The sequence below is a fragment of the Sphingopyxis sp. NFH-91 genome (assembly GCF_021401285.1).
In the GTDB taxonomy this organism is placed as follows: domain Bacteria; phylum Pseudomonadota; class Alphaproteobacteria; order Sphingomonadales; family Sphingomonadaceae; genus Sphingopyxis; species Sphingopyxis terrae_A.
In genome coordinates, this window is record NZ_JACBGA010000018.1 from 1 (window position 1) to 14,902 (window position 14,902).

Consider the following 14,902-nt stretch of genomic DNA (forward strand, 5'->3'; position numbering starts at 1 on the left):
CCGGCCTATTTCGTCCCCATCGACGGCATCTCTACCCCTGCCGCCGGAACGGAGATGTTCCCATGACTGCACCTTTCATCGATCTCAGCGTCCATCACAACCCCAAGGGTCTGTCCGATCGTGTCGCTTATGGCTTCACCAAGGCGCTGCGCTGGTGCGCCGACACTTTTTTCGCCGAGCGCTACGGTCATCGCGCCGTGGTTCTGGAAACGGTCGCCGCTGTGCCGGGCATGGTCGGCGCCACGATCAACCATCTCGCGTGCCTGCGCCGCATGTGCGACGACAGGGGCTGGATCAAGACGCTCATGGACGAGGCCGAGAATGAGCGCATGCACCTCATGACCTTCATCGAGATCTCCAAGCCGACGCTCTTCGAGCGGGCGGTGATCATCGGCGTGCAATGGGCGTTCTATGTCTGCTTCTTCGCGCTCTATCTCATCAGTTCCAAGACAGCGCACCGCGTCGTGGGCTATTTCGAGGAAGAGGCGGTGATCAGCTACACACATTATCTTGCCGAGATCGACGAGGGCCGCAGCGCGAACGTCCCGGCGCCCCAGATCGCCAAACATTATTGGGGCCTGCCCGCCGATGCGACGTTGCGTGACGTCGTTCTGGTCGTTCGCGCCGACGAGGCGCACCACCGCGATGTCAACCACGGCTTCGCCAACGAGCTCGCCGGTCTGCCCGTCGGCGCGGTGGCCGAGTGTCCGCCGCATGTGACGCTGGAACCCAATTGGAAGAAGGCGGCTTGAGCGCAGGCCCAAGGCAAGGAGAGAAGGGCATGGATCGGCCGGTTACACTTCTGGCGAGCGATCCCGCCCTTCGCTCCGCGCTCGGTTTTTTGCTGACGCTCGAGGGGTTTGACATTCGCGGCGACGCCGACCGCGTCACCGGTTCCGTGTGCCTGGTCGTCGACCAGGGCTTTCGCGGCGACGGACTGGCATGGCTTGCCGGCCTTCGCGCCGCCGGGAGCGCGTCGCCAGCCATCGTGCTCGCGACGCATCCTGACCGCGCCTTTCGCGCCTCGGCCGCGGCGCTCGGCGCGCGGCTGATAGAAAAGCCGCTGACGGGCGACGAATTGACCAATGCCCTGACCGAAATCCTGACCCATCGCCCCGCCGCTTGACCAGCGCGACACCCATCGAAACAAAGGAGTATAATATGCGCACCGCCTCTCCCCAAGCCATCGCCATCGTCAAATCGACCGCTCCGGCGCTCGAGAAACACGGCGTCGAGATCACCACCGCCATGTATGCGCGGCTCTTTCAAAACCCCGCCATTGAGGCGCTGTTCGACAAGGCGGCCCAGCGCAGCGGCGAGCAGCCGCGACGCCTTGCGGGCGCCATCCTTGCCTACGCGCGCAATATCGACAAGCTTGCGAACTTCGGTACGGCGGTCTCGCGCATGGTCGCGCGCCATGTCGAGACCGGCGTCAAGGCCGAACATTATCCCTATGTCGCCGAAGCCCTGCTTCCTGCGATCCGCGACGTGCTCGGGGCCGACGTCGCTACCGATGAGGTGCTGGCGGCTTGGGGAGAGGCTTATTGGATGCTCGCCGACATTCTCATCGCAGCCGAGGCGCAAGCCTATGAAGACGCCTTAGCAGCCTGACCGGGTAGACCGAATGCAACCGCAATTATCCGAGCAGGACCTCGCGAAGCTCATTCCCGAATTTTACGCGCGGGTCAGGGCCGATCCGGTTCTTGGTCCGGTCTTCAACCGCGCAATCGCGGACTGGGACGAGCATCTTGAAAAGCTGCAAGCCTTCTGGTCGTCGATCATGCTGACGAGCGGGCGTTACAAGGGCCAGCCGATGGTCGCCCATCTGCGTCACGAAGGTGCCATGACCAAGGCGAATTTCGACCGCTGGCTGGCGTTGTGGCGAAGAACCACCGGAGATCTTCTCGATCCGGGTATTGCGGCCGTACTTCAGGCGAAGGCAGCGCGGATCGCCGAAAGCCTGCAGCTTAGCGTCCAGTTCCAGCGTGAACGATTGGCGAGATCATGACGACCACCCTGCCCGCCGGTGTTCGATCCTACAAACGAACCGCCACATTTACTGAAGCGACGACGCCCGCTGCCTTGATGAGCGACCATGCGACGAAAGAGGGCGTCTGGGGTCTGATTCACGTCGAAGAGGGCAGATTGCGCTACCTTGTGACCGACGAACGACGGCTCGCTTCCGAAATAATCATCACGCCGGAGAGCGAACCGGGCATTGTCGAACCTACGATCGCGCACAGAGTCGAAGCGGTTGGGCGAGTGCGGTTCTTCGTTGAATTCCTGCGCTGAACCTCGAGCGCGCAGCCCGCGCGCGGCGGCTCGCCGATTCCGGGGGAGTATCTCAGGGACGCGGCCGTTCCCGGCGCCTTCGGCTAGCCGAGCTTCGACAGATGCTTGACGAGCAGGGGCTGGAGTTGTCGCAGCTCTTCGCGATGTGCCGCAGACAGAATTGACAGGATATCAAGTGCCTGTGGTGTCAGTCTGAGCAAAGCCCGCCGGCGATCGGATTGCGTCAGCTCGCGGCGAACAAGACCCAATGTCTCGAGCCGGTCTATCAACTCGGACGCGGAGTGAGGTTTCACGATCAGGCGCCGTGCAACATATCCGACCGTCGCTTCGTCGGGCGGCGCCCCGCGGATCGCCAACAGCGCTTGGTGCTGTTGCGGCTTCAACCCCGCTTCCGCTGCCTTGGTCTCGCTGAAAACCTGGAAGCGCCGCAGCGCGTACCGGAATTCGGCCAGTGCGGCATAATCGATGTCCGTCGAATTCGCAGCCATGAACGCCCCTGATTGAATTATATCGCATTACGATATAATTGCGCCGCCTCCGTCATTCGAAAGAGGCATATGGTGAGCTTTCCTTCTGCACGAACGATTTCCGGCCATCAACTTGCCGACCATAGCGCCGACGCCAGAATGATATTTCTTTCGCTTCTGGCGCCGGTGGTCGGCACAGGCGGGGCGTTCGGCGCGTGGGTCCTGATCAAATCGATCGCCATCGCCACCAACGCCTTCTGGTTTGGACGGATTTCGGCCGAGGCGGCGGAAATCTCGGATGCCGCCGTGGGTTTGGCCGTTGTAGCGGTCCCCGTCATCGGCAGCCTGATCATCGGTCTGATGGCGCGCTTCGGTTCGGAGAAGATACGCGGCCACGGTATTCCCGAGGCGATCGAGACGATCCTGTACGGTGAAAGCCGCCTGTCGCTGAAAGTCGCAATTCTCAAGCCGATATCTGCCGCCATTTCGATCGGAAGCGGGGGACCTTTCGGAGCCGAAGGACCGATCATCATGACAGGTGGCGCCGTCGGCTCGCTCTTTGCCCAGTGTTTTCACCTTAGCGCGGCGGAACGAAAGACCTTGCTCGTGGCCGGCGCTGCCGCGGGCATGACCGCCATTTTCGGAACGCCGATGGCCGCGATCCTGCTCGCGGTCGAAATTCTCCTGTTCGAATGGAAGCCGAGAAGCTTTGTTCCGGTCGTCATCAGTGTTCTGGTCGCCGCTGCATGGCGCCCCGGACTGATCGGAGATGGCGCGATGTTCCCCGGTATCTGGCCCTCGCCGGACGTCGGCTGGATCGTCGCCGCCTCGGCCGGCATCGGGATAGTTGCAGGCCTGCAGGCCGCGCTGCTTTCCACCTTCCTCTACCGGGTCGAAGACCTGTTCCACCGTCTGCCGGTCCACTGGATGTGGTGGCCGGCGATCGGGGCCACAGTCGTAGGCGTTGGCGGTTTGATCGATGCGCGCGTTCTTGGCGCCGGCTATTCGAATATCCAGTCGCTGATCGATGGCTCGATGGCGTTGCGCGCAGCCATCGTCCTGCTGATTGCAAAAGCCATTGTCTGGCTCGTGGCTCTCGGGTCGGGGACGTCCGGCGGGGTGCTCGCACCCCTTCTCATTCTGGGGGGAGCAACGGGCTACATCCTCGGTCTCTGGCTACCCGGTTCGCAGGGCTTCTGGGCGATGATCGGCATGGCGGGCATCCTGAGTGGCGCGATGCGGGCGCCGCTTACCGGCATCATATTTGCCGCAGAATTGACGGGCCGTTTCGATGCGCTTCCGGCCCTTATCGCCGGATCCGGCTTCGCCTATGCAATCAGCGTTCTGTGTATGCGGCGCTCGATTCTCACCGAGAAAATCGCTCGCCGCGGACGGCACATCCTGCAGGAATATATCGTCGATCCGCTCGACATGCAGCAGGCTGGCCAGCTCATGACGCCCGCGCCTGACACGCTGCCGGCCGAAATGACGATCGGCCCGGCTCTGCGATTTTTCACCGACGAGGCGATTCATCGTAGTTATCCTGTCGTCGATGCCGAGGGATGCCTCGTCGGGCTCGCATCGCGATCGGACGCGCTGCGATGGAAGATAGGTGCTTTCGATGAGGCCGCGACGCTCGGCGAAACGCTTTCGGACGCATCGCAAGCAGTGGCTCATCCCGAAACGCCCTGCGGCATTGTCGCAGACCTCATGGTCGAGACAGGCGTTGCGCGCGTGCCGATCGTCGAACGCGAGACGGGCAAAGTAGTGGGGATACTATCCCGCCAGGACTTGCTCAAGGCGCGACGAGCGCAGCAGAGCGCCGAGACGAAGCGAAGACGTTTTGTCCGGCGGGATCTGGCCGGTTCGACACCCGATTGATTTTTATATCGTAATGCGATATAATTATGTGCGTCGCCGATCTTCGCGACAATTGGTCGATCGGCGCCAGCAGGCGAACGATAGTGCAGATGCTCAGCGACCTGATGGAAGCCCTCGGGCTGGTTCTGGGGAGCTTCGCGGTGGCGGCCGCATCGGTCATCACGGTGTGGAGCGCCTTCGGACGATCGCATCACCCCGAATGGAGCGCTCCCGCGCTCCTGATTGCTCTGTCTCTCGCGATCGCCATGCGTCTGGTCCGCGGCGAGCTATTGTCGATGGCCGCGATATTGCTGACGATCGCCGCCCCATTTATGTGGATGGAAGGACGAAGGCGCAAACACGGATCGAAAGCGCCAGCGGGCCCCGGCACGCGGCGTGGGCCGTTCAATGGAAGGACATGAGCATGCAGCCAAAACCGTTCCTGTCGCGCTACCCCGTCATCGTTTCCTCGATCAACGGCCGGCGCCGGCCAGGGAAAGCAGAAATCCGCACGGTGGCGGTCCGGATACTTCACGAAATTCATGGGATCGGCCCAAACCGGACCCGCCGGCTCCGGCAAGCGCTGCTGATCGCGCGCGGCGCCTTGGGTTTGGGGCCTTCAAGCGAAGGCGCTTCCGCGATGCGTGGCCCGGGGGCGTGATGTGTCAGGTCCCATCGCGAGCGTGAAAGTTGGCGCCTTTCCATGTCCGGAAGCGCAAGCGTCACTCGATTGCAACGGTTTCGATCGACCGCCACCCCGGTCTTTCGTGCTGATGCGGCGCTCGGACGCGAATATTCGGCATGAACGCCCGCTGGTGGGCGCCGCCAAAATGACAAACCATGCTCAGCGGGCGGCAGGAATGGACTGTTCGACTGATTGACGAGCGATGCGGGAGGCGCTGAAAATCCCTGCGCCGATCAGGCTCATGCCGACAAGATGGAACCATCTGAACGGTTCGGAGAGGATAAATACGGCGAGCATGGCGCCGATAACTGGCATGATGTTGAGATAAAGCCCGGTTGCTGCCGAACCGAGCAACTCGACCCCGCGATTGAAAAAGAGATAGGCGATAAGCGAGGGAAACAGGCAGACGTAGCCAATCGCCATCCAGCTTTCAGAACTGCTTTCTATCAATCGGCCGTCAATGATCTCGGCCAGATAGAAGGGCGCGATCACGACAATGCCGATCACGAAGGTTGCCGCCAGAAAGCTCAGTGGATGAACGGCCGGACGTTTGCGCAACAGAACGGAATAGAAGGACCAGACGACAACCGCGACGCAGATCACGAGATCTCCCGAATTGAATTCCAGTTCGAGAAGCGAGGACAGATCACCGCCCAGAATGATCATCAGCGCCCCGGTGATCGAGAGACATATGCCGATGACCTGCGGCAACCGGACATACTCCCCGAAAACGAGAGCACCGAGCATGAGAATCAGCGCAGGCCGCATCGACTGGAGCAGCAGGCCGTTGACTGCCGTGGTCGTTTGAAGGCCGGTGTAGAGGAGGGTGTTGAAGGTTCCGATCCCCAGAGCCCCCAGCAACAGCAGCCAGCGCCAGTGCGTTTTGAGGGTAGCGAAGTCTCGTCGCAGATGGGGCCATGCAAACGGCAACAACAACAGAAAGGCCAAGGCCCATCGCCACCAGGCTAGCGCGACCGGCGGCATCACATCGCGCGCCGCGCGACCGGCAATCGAATTGCCAGCCCAGAACAGTGCGGTAAACGTCAGCAGGAGATAGGGGCGCGACCAGACCCAGCCGGTCATTCGCTCCAGAAGTGCGGGCATGCCAAGCTCCGGCTTATGGGGCGAAAGTTGCGAGCGCCGCGCTGGCGCATTGCTCGTTGCTTGCCGATCCACCCGAGCCTGCGACCCCGATGCCGCCGATCACGTCTCCGTCATGCAGGATGGGGAGGCCGCCGCCCAGAAGCAGGAGTTCAGGAAGCTGCGCGAGATTCCGCGCGCCCGGATCGGTTAACGCTCGCTCGGCCAGTGCGGATGTGCTTGCTTTGGTCGAAAGGGCGGTGAAGGCTTTGCGCTCGGCTGCGCGAATGTTGTGCGGCCCGACCTTGTCAGCCCGCTGGAGCGCAATGAGATTACCACCGCGATCGACAATCGCGACGACCGCGTCCCTGTTCATCGTCCGGCACGATGCCAGCGTCGCTTCGGCGAGCGCATTGGCCATGTCGAGCGAAACGGTGCGCTGCGCGACCGGCGCAGGCTGGGCGGTCGCAACAGCAAGCGTCAGGGGCAGCAACAGGCCATTCATCGTCAGTTGCCTCGATAAGTCGAATAGCCGTAGGGGCTGACCACCACTGGGACATGGTAGTGGCCAGCCTTGTCGGACACATTGAATATCACCGCAATCTCAGGAAAAAACGGCGTCGCCGCCGCGTTAGGGTAAGCGGTCATATCGAATTGCAGCCGGTAGATTCCAGTTTCGAAATCGGCGTCGGGTCCAAAGCTGCGCACCCGGCCATTCATGTCCGTGCGAGTGGTGCTCACCTCCACCCAGGTTCCGGCGGCATCACGCTTCGAAAGCGTGACGGGGACATTGGCCCCCCCGACACCCGCCGCAAGGTCGAGCACATGGGTCGAAATCTCTGCTGCCGCGGCCGGAGCGGCGACGAGACCAAGCGCGATCGCGGTAAGGAGGCGGGACATCTTCATCGATCTGATCCTGATATGCGCTGAAGCCGTGAAATGGGGATATTCTTTCCGTAGCGCATTGCTAATCCATTTCCGAATGAAATGATTGAATGCTTTTCATTCACAATTATGATGAAGCCGTGTTCGACCCAAGATTGCTCGAGGCCTTCATAACGGTTGCCGACGCCGGGAGCTTCACAGCCGCGGCGCATCGCCTGGGCTCCACTCAGTCGACGGTTAGCCAGCAGATCGGCCGGTTGGAGGGCAGAATCCGCAAGCCCTTGCTGGATCGCACCGCCCGACCGGTGAAGCTCACTCCTGCCGGCGAACGCCTGATCGGTTACGCGCGGCGCGTTCTTGCACTTCAAAGGGAAGCCGCGGCGTTGCTGGCCGATCCTTCAGGCAGCCGAACCCTGCAGGTCGGCCTACCGGACGATTTGATGACGGCCGCGATGGGCGACGGGTTTGCGCGCTTTGCCGCGCGGCACCCTGATATTCGGCTGGATGTCACGACGGGCCTCAGCCGCGACCTGTCACGGCGGTATCGCGACGGGGAATTCGACCTTGTCATCGTCAAGGAATACCGGGCGCAGGCTGACGCGCGCGCGAGCTTTTCCGAGCCGCTGGCGTGGATCGAGAGCGCCGACCACGCGCAGCCCTGGTCCGATCCGATCCCACTGGTCGCCTTTCCACCGGGTGGGCTTTACCGTGATCAGATGGTCGAACAGATCGAGAGCGCAGGGCTTCGCTGGTATCTGGCCTTCACGGGCAACAGTCTCGTCAGCGTGCTCCGCGCCGTCGAAGCCGGGCTTGGCATAACCATCCTGCCTTTTGCCACGATCGAGCCCTACAGGGTTCATATCTGCCGGCAGTTTGAGCCCGTCATGCCCATGACGCTGTCGATTTACACATGGGAACAAGATGCAGCAACAAGCGAGCTTCTGGCGGCATTGACCCGAATCGTGTCGCTCGAACGCGTAGCGAACGGGCCGCTGGACCGCGCAGCGGCCGGCCTTTGATCGCGAGCCTGCCCAGTCCGTCCGAACATTTCGCGCCGCGATCGCGGCATTTACCGAGGATCACAGCGGTGCCAAGATATAGGGTGTCCGATATGGTCCCTTCAGCCCGCTGATCGACATTTCGGGTCGATGAGCCGCCCGGCAGCGTTCACGATCGCCTTGCTGAGTGCGGTCGCGTCGTCACGCGGCACGGGCGAGGGCGCCGAAGCGCTTTCCCGCGGCTGATCTTCCGGCGACCGGAGCGGAGGAGCGCATCCCGCGGGCCTCATGGCGAAAGGCGCGGTGCGACCAGGAGCAGCAAAACGGCTGCGGCCAATATGGCGAGTGCGGCCCCGGGCAGCGCTGACATAGGCCGGAGCGCATGCTCGGTCTCGAAACGCGACAGCTTCGCAGCTCGCACAGGATCGCGGCGGAGCGCGCTGCGCGCTTCGGACGACAGACCCTCCGTAAGCGACAGCAATCTCCGCCGGGCGCGGCCGCCAAGATGCGGGTATCGCGCGAGCAGATCGGCCAGCTCGTGCCAGTCGGGACAGGCGTCCGGCCCGAACGGCGGCGGCTCAGGCAGGGGGATCGTCATTTGCATCCCTGCCGTTCGTCCGCGACGCTCCGCATGGTTGCCGAATCATCCTGCGGACTGACGACGACCAGCACGGCCGAGGTTACAAAGAACAGGCAGGCTGCGATCAGCCATCCCCTGTTGCGCTCGCTAACCGCAAACATCAGGCTGTAGAGACCGGCGACGGCGGCGGCGAGGACGAGCCCCATGATCTCTTCCAGATGATATTTCCAGCAGAGCGACAGGCCCGCGATTTCAATAGACATTTCCTATCTCCCTCGCTCAGGCAGCAGCCGCGACCAGCAAGCCGGCAAGCCAACAGCCGGCGGCAAACAGGCTCACCAGGACCGCCATCGTCAGCAGGCCGGCCCGCCATGTCATCCGCGGGCGCCGGGCCCTTCTTTGATGCCGTCTCATCCTATGTTCTGCGGCTCGGCCGCCTCCGAGCGGGCAAGTGCGCTGAGGACGCTGACGAGCGCGAGCATTTCGCGCCGGACCGAAATCGGCGCAGCAATTCTCGGGTCGCACCAAAGGTCGCAGTAGAGATCCGCATAGTTCTTCAGATCCCGCAGCGGTTCGCTTTCTTGCTGCCGCGCCCGCCGTGATATTTCGGTTCCCGCTTCCCAGGCGCGCTTGATCGGCAGTCCGGCGCCCGCGAAAGGTCCGAATGCCGCATGCCGCTGGGCCTCGACAGCGACCCGCATCGGCGGCGTTGCGAACAGGCAGGCGAGCACCGCCGCGACTGTCTCGGAGTCGGCCGGACCGGCTGAGCTTCGCAGCGCGACCGCGAGCAACTGGTCTTCAGCCATCGCAGAATATTCGAGCCTGTCGATCGGGGTCAGCCCGCAGTCCGAGGGCGTGCGCAAAACTGCAGCCTGGTTCGGGTCGTTCAGCAGCGCGCTCGCCCGGCGGGCCGCACCGACGATAAGATGATCGAGCAGGATTTGCTGCCCCCTCATGTTGTTCACATATACCTCCATGAGCCGGCGGCGCGTGGGCAGGCGGCTCGTGCGTGATGGACAAAGATTTCGAGACCGGCGGACAAGGAGAGCCCGCCGCGCGCGCGGATTTACCGGGGACCTCAAGCTTTGCCGGCGAAGCTGCGTGCGGTTCGTCAAGCTGACGCCCCGAACCCGCGGCATGCGGGTTCGGGGCTAGTCTCCTCGAATCAGCCGTACTCCGAAGCGCGAGAAGAAGCCCTTCGTGCGCGCGGCCGATCGGCCGTGAAGGCAGAGATCCGTATGCGGGTCGCCGCGATCGGACACCGGATCGATCGCCGCGCCACCGGCGCCAAGCGAGCCCAGCAGCGACCGTTCGTCGGGGTGGTCGGCGACGACGACCCGCAAGTCCGGGTTGCTTCGAAAAGGCGCCGCTGCCGCTTCGGATATACAGTGGATGCTGCCGGTCCAGCGCGGTGCCGTGTCCTGGATCAGCGACGCTGCGTATCGTCCTGCGCGTGGCGAATGGATCAGGACATGATCGATGTCCTGCAGAGCGCCGCATATCCATTCGAGGTCTCGCGGATCGCTTTCCCTGACGTCGTAGACGGGAAGCTTGCGCACCCGGAAGCGGTGTTCGAGGAGGGCTTCGAGATCGCCGGCGGTGTCGACAGCACCCGGGTGAAGCATGTCGGCCCCTTCATCCAGTTCGGCCCTGATCAGGCGGCAGAGCGCCTGCACGTCTCCCCGCGCCGAGGCGACGCACCGATATCCCCGCGCGCGCGCGTATCGCGCGGTCCGATCCCCGACCGCAAATAGCGGAAGGCCGGCGAATGCAGGCACGAACCGATGGAGGCGTACGGCGTTGAGGCTCGTGAGGATCAGAGCATCGGGCACTTTCACGACGGGGGGGACCGCGAGCGGCACGACGGCGAGAACCGGCGCGCCGAGCGCGTCATATCCCGCTGCGGCAAGACGCTTTACGGTCAATCGATTGAAGGGGTCGGTCCGGGTGACCCAGACCCGCGCGCGGTTCATGCCGCTTCGAGCGCCGCGGTGGCACACCGCCAATAGGCATTCACGCACCGAGCGAGGAAGTGCGGCGGCGGCTCGCCGATCACGTCTCTCAGCAAAGGCACGAGGCTGTCCCCGAAGGCAATGATTTGCCCGCGCGGCACGGCGGCGGCATCGCTTGGTGGTGCGGCATCCTTGTCGCAGCCCGCCAGCACCAGGTCGGCCAGGAGGGACGCGTTCCGCACAGCCGCTTCCGAGTCTGCGCCGGACATTTGCAAGGATTGGGCCGCGGCAGCCTCGAACTGATTGCGCCGCGTACGGAGGACGCCGAAAGCTTCCGCTTCGGACAAGGAGGTGCTCATATAAGACTCCCGGCGAATTGACCGCCGTTATCGACCGGCTTGCGCAGGTCCTTGATCAGGAAAGATGCGGGGGTGCCGGTGTGGAGTGACCGGCATGAGCCTCGGGCGCCGCGCCGCTCCGCGTCAGGCGGATCGGGGCCGGGCCGAGGCCGGCCAGCGTGTCAGCAGGCTGCCAGCGTGCGCCAGAAATCGGGATGCCGTAGAGCACAACATGCGCGGCTTGTATCATGAAGCGGCATGAGAGCCAAATCGCCGCCCTTGCGCCTGCAAAAGCCCGGCGCGCCGTCCCGATCGCACGATTCTCTCACCAAATCGGGTCCGCCGCATGCACATCTATAGCAGGCATGCCGCATAGTATTTGACTTCCCGGCGGGCAGCCACCATCTTCGGCTCATGCCAAAGCGTGTTCGCCTTCTCAGTTTCCGTCTTCACGCGGGGACCCTGCTCGTCGGCTTTTAGCCCCGACCACGGCGCGATGCGGCTCCGGGTTCGGGGCCGAAAAATCCATACATGATCGCGCCGCGCCGGCGCCCTTTTTCCATTCAGGAAGCGAAACAATGGCTAGTTCGAAGGCTGCCCGGCGGCCGTCCGTCCATATGATCGATAGCGAGGCCGAATGCCTCTCCAATCTCGCACTCGCGGTCGAAGACCGCCTGCCCGATGTCGCCGAGTTGCTGCTCGGCGAGATATCCCGCGCGGTTCTTCACAAGGCAGCGCGGATGCCGCCGGGCACGGTAACGATGCATTCCCATGTCACCTTCACTGACGAGGCCAGCGACCGAGAGTATCGCTACCAGCTCGTGTTCCCGAAGGACGCGGATGTTGCAGAGAACAGGATTTCGGTCCTCACACTTGTCGGTGCCGGATTGGTCGGGCTCAAGCCGGGCCAGACGATCCTGTGGCCAGACCGGGACGGGCGAGAGCGCCGGTTGAAGGTCATGTCGGTCGAGCGCGGAAACCCGGTCATTTAGTCTGCGAGCCGCTACCTGCAAAAGCTCACGGTCGCACGTGGTCTTGATGAAAAAGGTCGGCCGCAGCCATCTCGACACAAATCTCGGGCAACTAGCCGCAACGATAAGCTACTAACCGCTACGATAAGTTTGTGGACCAAAGCTGCCGATTTAATCTTATGACATCCCATGGAAGGCAGGCCGCCAAGTTGGAACAGGTTTGCGGGCCTGCATCCGTATGCGGGGGGCAGAGGTATTAGAGTTTGGCTCGAAGGGGCGCCCGGGATAGACACTCTGACGCGGGGGACAGCGACCGCTTCACCCGTCATACATACAATCCGATCTCCTGCGTCAGTGCATCGCACGGCTCACAGGTTGGGAAAAAAAATCGACTGCGCCCACAGCATTATCTTTTAAACCCTTTCGAACTCGGCCATCGGCGCCACTATTGCGCGGCCTTGTACCAGCGCGCCTTGGCGGGCAACTGCGTCGCGGAACACAGCTGATATTTCTCGTTTGAATTTAAGGGTCCCCCGAACGCGCCGACAAATGTGAAGGATTGCGGGCCATTCAGGACATATTCGTTGACAGCCAAGCTCGGTTCCCAGCGTCCGTCTTCATCGCGCGTACGATACGCGATGCGGAAGCGACCGGGACCCGCCATTTGCCACGTCACGGCTTGGCTTGAATATTCATGTTTCGGGTCGCTGACATCGCTCTCTTCCCAAAAGCGCGAACCGTCGAAATACATGGGCGTCGTGACAGGCTTGGAGCAGGTCGAAAATGTGCCTTCGACATAGGCATAGTAACCGGCCTGCAGGGGAATGGTCGAGGAGGTCGCGCCGGCCGTTGGCTTAGGCTGAGCGTTCGTGGTGGCATTACCTGAAGGCGGCGCGCCATTAGCAAGAGCGGGCCGATATTTTCGAACCGTGGCCTGCATTGCAGGTGATAATTGGGAGACAGCGCACTTCCCGTAAGCTGTATCGCTATACTCCATTCGGCGGGCGCTCATGCTACCTTCGCGGAAAATGAAGCCTCCCGCAGCGCCCGCCTTGATGCCGCGCGCATCCATGGGAAATCCTGCCTCCGAAATGAAATCGTCGGTTGACCAGATACGGGTAAAGCCAACGAGATCCGGCTCATAGTCCTTGCTGCCACGCGTAGACGCTCCGGTTCGGCTGATATTATGCGCATCAAGAGCCGCATCGCGCGGACTGTTCATCCTGTTGCCGGGAAGCGACTGAATAATATAGCCGTAGGAGGTGCCATCGTAGAAAAATATTTCGGTCGCCTCGGCGCAACTGCCTGAATAGTCGGCATAATAAATGCCTTTTTCAATCGGCAAAGCCGTTCGAGAGGCGACCGCCGGCGCAGCGGCCGCAAAGGAGCTCATCACCGCGCTGCTCGCCGGCCGAGTAGCGATCCCGCCATTAGCCTCGCTCTGCGTTGCAGACAGGGCCGCAGCCGATACGGACAGAAGGCAAAAGCAAGCTTTGTGGAACGATGCCATCGCGCGTCTCCCTTAGATTTCCGACTAGAATGCACAGCCACAATGTCTTTGTAAATATTGGCCGATCCCCATTCGACGGGCGATAGAGCGCTATCACGGTTCCAAAATGGAACGTCCCGCCTTGGACGATGGCGGGAAGGCGTTGACGCCAAGCATGGTGGTAGCGGCTCCTAGCTCGATTGGATCCGCAATGTTGCATACGTGCCTGGGTCTCAGGCGCTCGTGCTCGACGGGGCCGCTATGCGCGTCCTCGAAATGCCCCAACTAGTCCTGCGCCACGTCGAAGGGAGGCGCTCCGCATGATATAAATATCTCAAATAACAGGTAAACGTTATGCGCCCGCGAGCAAATATGGACTGCCCGCGATGACTGGTCCGGTTGCATAGTTAGTTGAAGATTGCCTCCGATGCCAGCCTGGGCGGGAGGCGGAGCGCAGCGGAGCCGAGCGGCCAGGCTGGCATCTTGATCGTTTCCGGAGCCGGGGGTCGATATCCGAGGCTGCTGTGCGGCCGGAGGCGATTGTAATGATCGCGCCACCATCCGGTGACGCACCGGACCTCCTCCAGGCTGTAGAAGATTTCACCATTGAGCAGTTCATCCCGCAGGCGGGCATTGAAGCTCTCGATATAGCCATTCTCCCAAGGGCTCCCGGGCTCGATATAGAGGGTGGTGACGCCGAGCCGACCGAGCCATTCGCGCACCGCATGGGCGACGAACTCGGGACCGTAGCACATTGGGAAGCAGCCTTTCGAAGGGCCGCGATGCCTTGATGGAGACAAGGGCGCGTAGCGCCCGCCGGCTTCATCAAGGCAGTCATGACCTGCCAGCAGGTCTCTAAAGAGAAGTTGTCGACACAACCCTTTGGAGGCTGACCGATCATGACCAAGCTGTATTCTACGCCACCCGACGCCGTCCTGGTAGCCATCGATATGTCGAAGCACCGCCAGGAGGTTCTCCTCGAACGACCGGAGGGCGGCCGCCGACGCCGTATGACCGTCATGGCAACGAAGGCGGACTATGACCGGCTGGCGGACGATCTGACGACCATCGGTAGGCCCGTGATCGTCGGCTTTGAAGCAACCGGCAACTATCACCGCACGTTGGCGCATCGATTGCTGTCCGCCGGGTGCGAACTGCGCCTGATTTCGTCGGTCGCCTTGGCTCGGACACGCGAAGCGCTGCACAATGGCTGGGACAAGAATGATTCCAAGGACGCGCAAGTCATCCTGCACATGCTGAAGATCGGCGCGACCCAGCGCTATGTCGATCCGCTGGCGGCAGGGA

Annotated in this window: 21 protein-coding genes and 1 pseudogene; 11 read left to right on the forward strand and 11 right to left on the reverse strand. The window is 62.3% G+C overall.

Features of this window, described 5'->3' with window-relative positions; genetic code table 11:
• Positions 1-62: 62 nt before the first annotated feature.
• The 5 genes from L0963_RS19090 to L0963_RS19110 are packed head-to-tail and all read left to right on the forward strand — an operon-like array spanning position 63 to position 2,292.
• Entirely contained in the window at positions 63-752 is a 690-nt protein-coding gene (locus tag L0963_RS19090) for an alternative oxidase (RefSeq protein WP_234181286.1), read from the forward strand.
• A gap of 29 nt (positions 753-781) precedes the next feature.
• Entirely contained in the window at positions 782-1,126 is a 345-nt protein-coding gene (locus tag L0963_RS19095; protein ID WP_234181288.1) for a histidine kinase, read from the forward strand.
• 35 nt (positions 1,127-1,161) lie between these two features.
• Positions 1,162-1,611 carry a globin domain-containing protein gene (locus L0963_RS19100; RefSeq protein WP_234181290.1) on the forward strand — a complete coding sequence of 150 codons (450 nt, stop codon included), beginning with the start codon at positions 1,162-1,164 and terminating at the stop codon, positions 1,609-1,611.
• Positions 1,612-1,624: 13 nt separating this feature from the next.
• Entirely contained in the window at positions 1,625-2,008 is a 384-nt protein-coding gene (locus tag L0963_RS19105) for a group III truncated hemoglobin (RefSeq protein WP_234181292.1), read from the forward strand.
• A complete protein-coding gene (locus L0963_RS19110; protein ID WP_003046956.1) occupies positions 2,005-2,292 on the forward strand; it encodes a DUF1971 domain-containing protein in 288 nt (95 codons plus the stop codon). The genes L0963_RS19105 and L0963_RS19110 overlap by 4 nt, the downstream gene beginning before the upstream one ends.
• Before the next feature lie 83 nt (positions 2,293-2,375).
• Here L0963_RS19110 and L0963_RS19115 read toward each other — a convergent pair whose 3' ends face one another.
• Positions 2,376-2,780, reverse strand: coding sequence for a MarR family winged helix-turn-helix transcriptional regulator (locus L0963_RS19115; protein WP_003046953.1), 405 nt, complete (start codon positions 2,778-2,780; stop codon positions 2,376-2,378).
• A 72-nt stretch (positions 2,781-2,852) separates the two neighbouring features.
• On the opposite strand from L0963_RS19115, the gene L0963_RS19120 reads away from it, so the two are divergent.
• From L0963_RS19120 to L0963_RS19130, 3 genes are all read left to right on the forward strand, one after another.
• Entirely contained in the window at positions 2,853-4,640 is a 1,788-nt protein-coding gene (locus L0963_RS19120) for a chloride channel protein (RefSeq protein WP_374393250.1), read from the forward strand.
• A gap of 89 nt (positions 4,641-4,729) precedes the next feature.
• Positions 4,730-5,041 carry a hypothetical protein gene (locus L0963_RS19125; RefSeq protein ID WP_062764507.1) on the forward strand — a complete coding sequence of 104 codons (312 nt, stop codon included), beginning with the start codon at positions 4,730-4,732 and terminating at the stop codon, positions 5,039-5,041.
• A 2-nt stretch (positions 5,042-5,043) separates the two neighbouring features.
• Positions 5,044-5,280 carry a hypothetical protein gene (locus L0963_RS19130; RefSeq protein ID WP_234181296.1) on the forward strand — a complete coding sequence of 79 codons (237 nt, stop codon included), beginning with the start codon at positions 5,044-5,046 and terminating at the stop codon, positions 5,278-5,280.
• Between the two features lie 183 nt (positions 5,281-5,463).
• Here the strand turns inward: L0963_RS19130 and L0963_RS19135 are convergent, their stop codons facing one another.
• The 3 genes from L0963_RS19135 to uraH all read right to left on the reverse strand — a co-directional run bounded on the left by L0963_RS19135 (position 5,464) and on the right by uraH (position 7,290).
• On the reverse strand, positions 5,464-6,408 hold the full coding sequence (locus L0963_RS19135; protein ID WP_234181298.1) for a DMT family transporter: 945 nt from the start codon (positions 6,406-6,408) through the stop codon (positions 5,464-5,466).
• A gap of 13 nt (positions 6,409-6,421) precedes the next feature.
• The gene (locus tag L0963_RS19140; RefSeq protein ID WP_234181301.1) at positions 6,422-6,805 is read right to left on the reverse strand and encodes a GlcG/HbpS family heme-binding protein; all 384 of its coding nucleotides are present in this window, start codon (positions 6,803-6,805) and stop codon (positions 6,422-6,424) included.
• An 86-nt stretch (positions 6,806-6,891) separates the two neighbouring features.
• On the reverse strand, positions 6,892-7,290 hold the full coding sequence (uraH, locus tag L0963_RS19145; protein ID WP_234181303.1) for a hydroxyisourate hydrolase: 399 nt from the start codon (positions 7,288-7,290) through the stop codon (positions 6,892-6,894).
• 89 nt (positions 7,291-7,379) lie between these two features.
• On the opposite strand from uraH, the gene L0963_RS19150 reads away from it, so the two are divergent.
• Complete coding sequence (locus L0963_RS19150) at positions 7,380-8,288, forward strand: LysR family transcriptional regulator (RefSeq protein WP_234181305.1); 909 nt, start codon at positions 7,380-7,382, stop codon at positions 8,286-8,288.
• Between the two features lie 265 nt (positions 8,289-8,553).
• Here the strand turns inward: L0963_RS19150 and L0963_RS19155 are convergent, their stop codons facing one another.
• The 5 genes from L0963_RS19155 to L0963_RS19175 all read right to left on the reverse strand — a co-directional run bounded on the left by L0963_RS19155 (position 8,554) and on the right by L0963_RS19175 (position 11,158).
• A complete protein-coding gene (locus tag L0963_RS19155) occupies positions 8,554-8,865 on the reverse strand; it encodes a hypothetical protein (protein ID WP_003046930.1) in 312 nt (103 codons plus the stop codon).
• Positions 8,862-9,110 (reverse strand): hypothetical protein, encoded by a 249-nt coding sequence (locus L0963_RS19160; RefSeq protein WP_234181307.1) that lies wholly within the window; start codon positions 9,108-9,110, stop codon positions 8,862-8,864. The genes L0963_RS19155 and L0963_RS19160 overlap by 4 nt, the downstream gene beginning before the upstream one ends.
• Before the next feature lie 147 nt (positions 9,111-9,257).
• Positions 9,258-9,962, reverse strand: coding sequence for a hypothetical protein (locus L0963_RS19165; RefSeq protein ID WP_234181317.1), 705 nt, complete (start codon positions 9,960-9,962; stop codon positions 9,258-9,260).
• A gap of 36 nt (positions 9,963-9,998) precedes the next feature.
• A complete protein-coding gene (locus L0963_RS19170; protein ID WP_234181319.1) occupies positions 9,999-10,820 on the reverse strand; it encodes a uroporphyrinogen-III synthase in 822 nt (273 codons plus the stop codon).
• A complete protein-coding gene (locus L0963_RS19175; protein WP_234181321.1) occupies positions 10,817-11,158 on the reverse strand; it encodes a hypothetical protein in 342 nt (113 codons plus the stop codon). The genes L0963_RS19170 and L0963_RS19175 overlap by 4 nt, the downstream gene beginning before the upstream one ends.
• A 557-nt stretch (positions 11,159-11,715) precedes the next feature.
• On the opposite strand from L0963_RS19175, the gene rnk reads away from it, so the two are divergent.
• Positions 11,716-12,129, forward strand: a complete 414-nt coding sequence (gene rnk, locus L0963_RS19180) for a nucleoside diphosphate kinase regulator (RefSeq protein WP_040590219.1) — start codon at positions 11,716-11,718, stop codon at positions 12,127-12,129.
• Between the two features lie 424 nt (positions 12,130-12,553).
• Here rnk and L0963_RS19185 read toward each other — a convergent pair whose 3' ends face one another.
• Together L0963_RS19185 and L0963_RS19190 are read right to left on the reverse strand one after the other, a co-directional pair.
• Complete coding sequence (locus L0963_RS19185) at positions 12,554-13,618, reverse strand: hypothetical protein (RefSeq protein WP_234181324.1); 1,065 nt, start codon at positions 13,616-13,618, stop codon at positions 12,554-12,556.
• 386 nt (positions 13,619-14,004) lie between these two features.
• Positions 14,005-14,343, reverse strand: a pseudogene (locus tag L0963_RS19190) (integrase core domain-containing protein); the annotation flags it as partial.
• A 153-nt stretch (positions 14,344-14,496) separates the two neighbouring features.
• On the opposite strand from L0963_RS19190, the gene L0963_RS19195 reads away from it, so the two are divergent.
• A partial coding sequence (locus L0963_RS19195; RefSeq protein WP_234181326.1) for an IS110 family transposase occupies positions 14,497-14,902 on the forward strand: 406 nt, incomplete at its 3' end.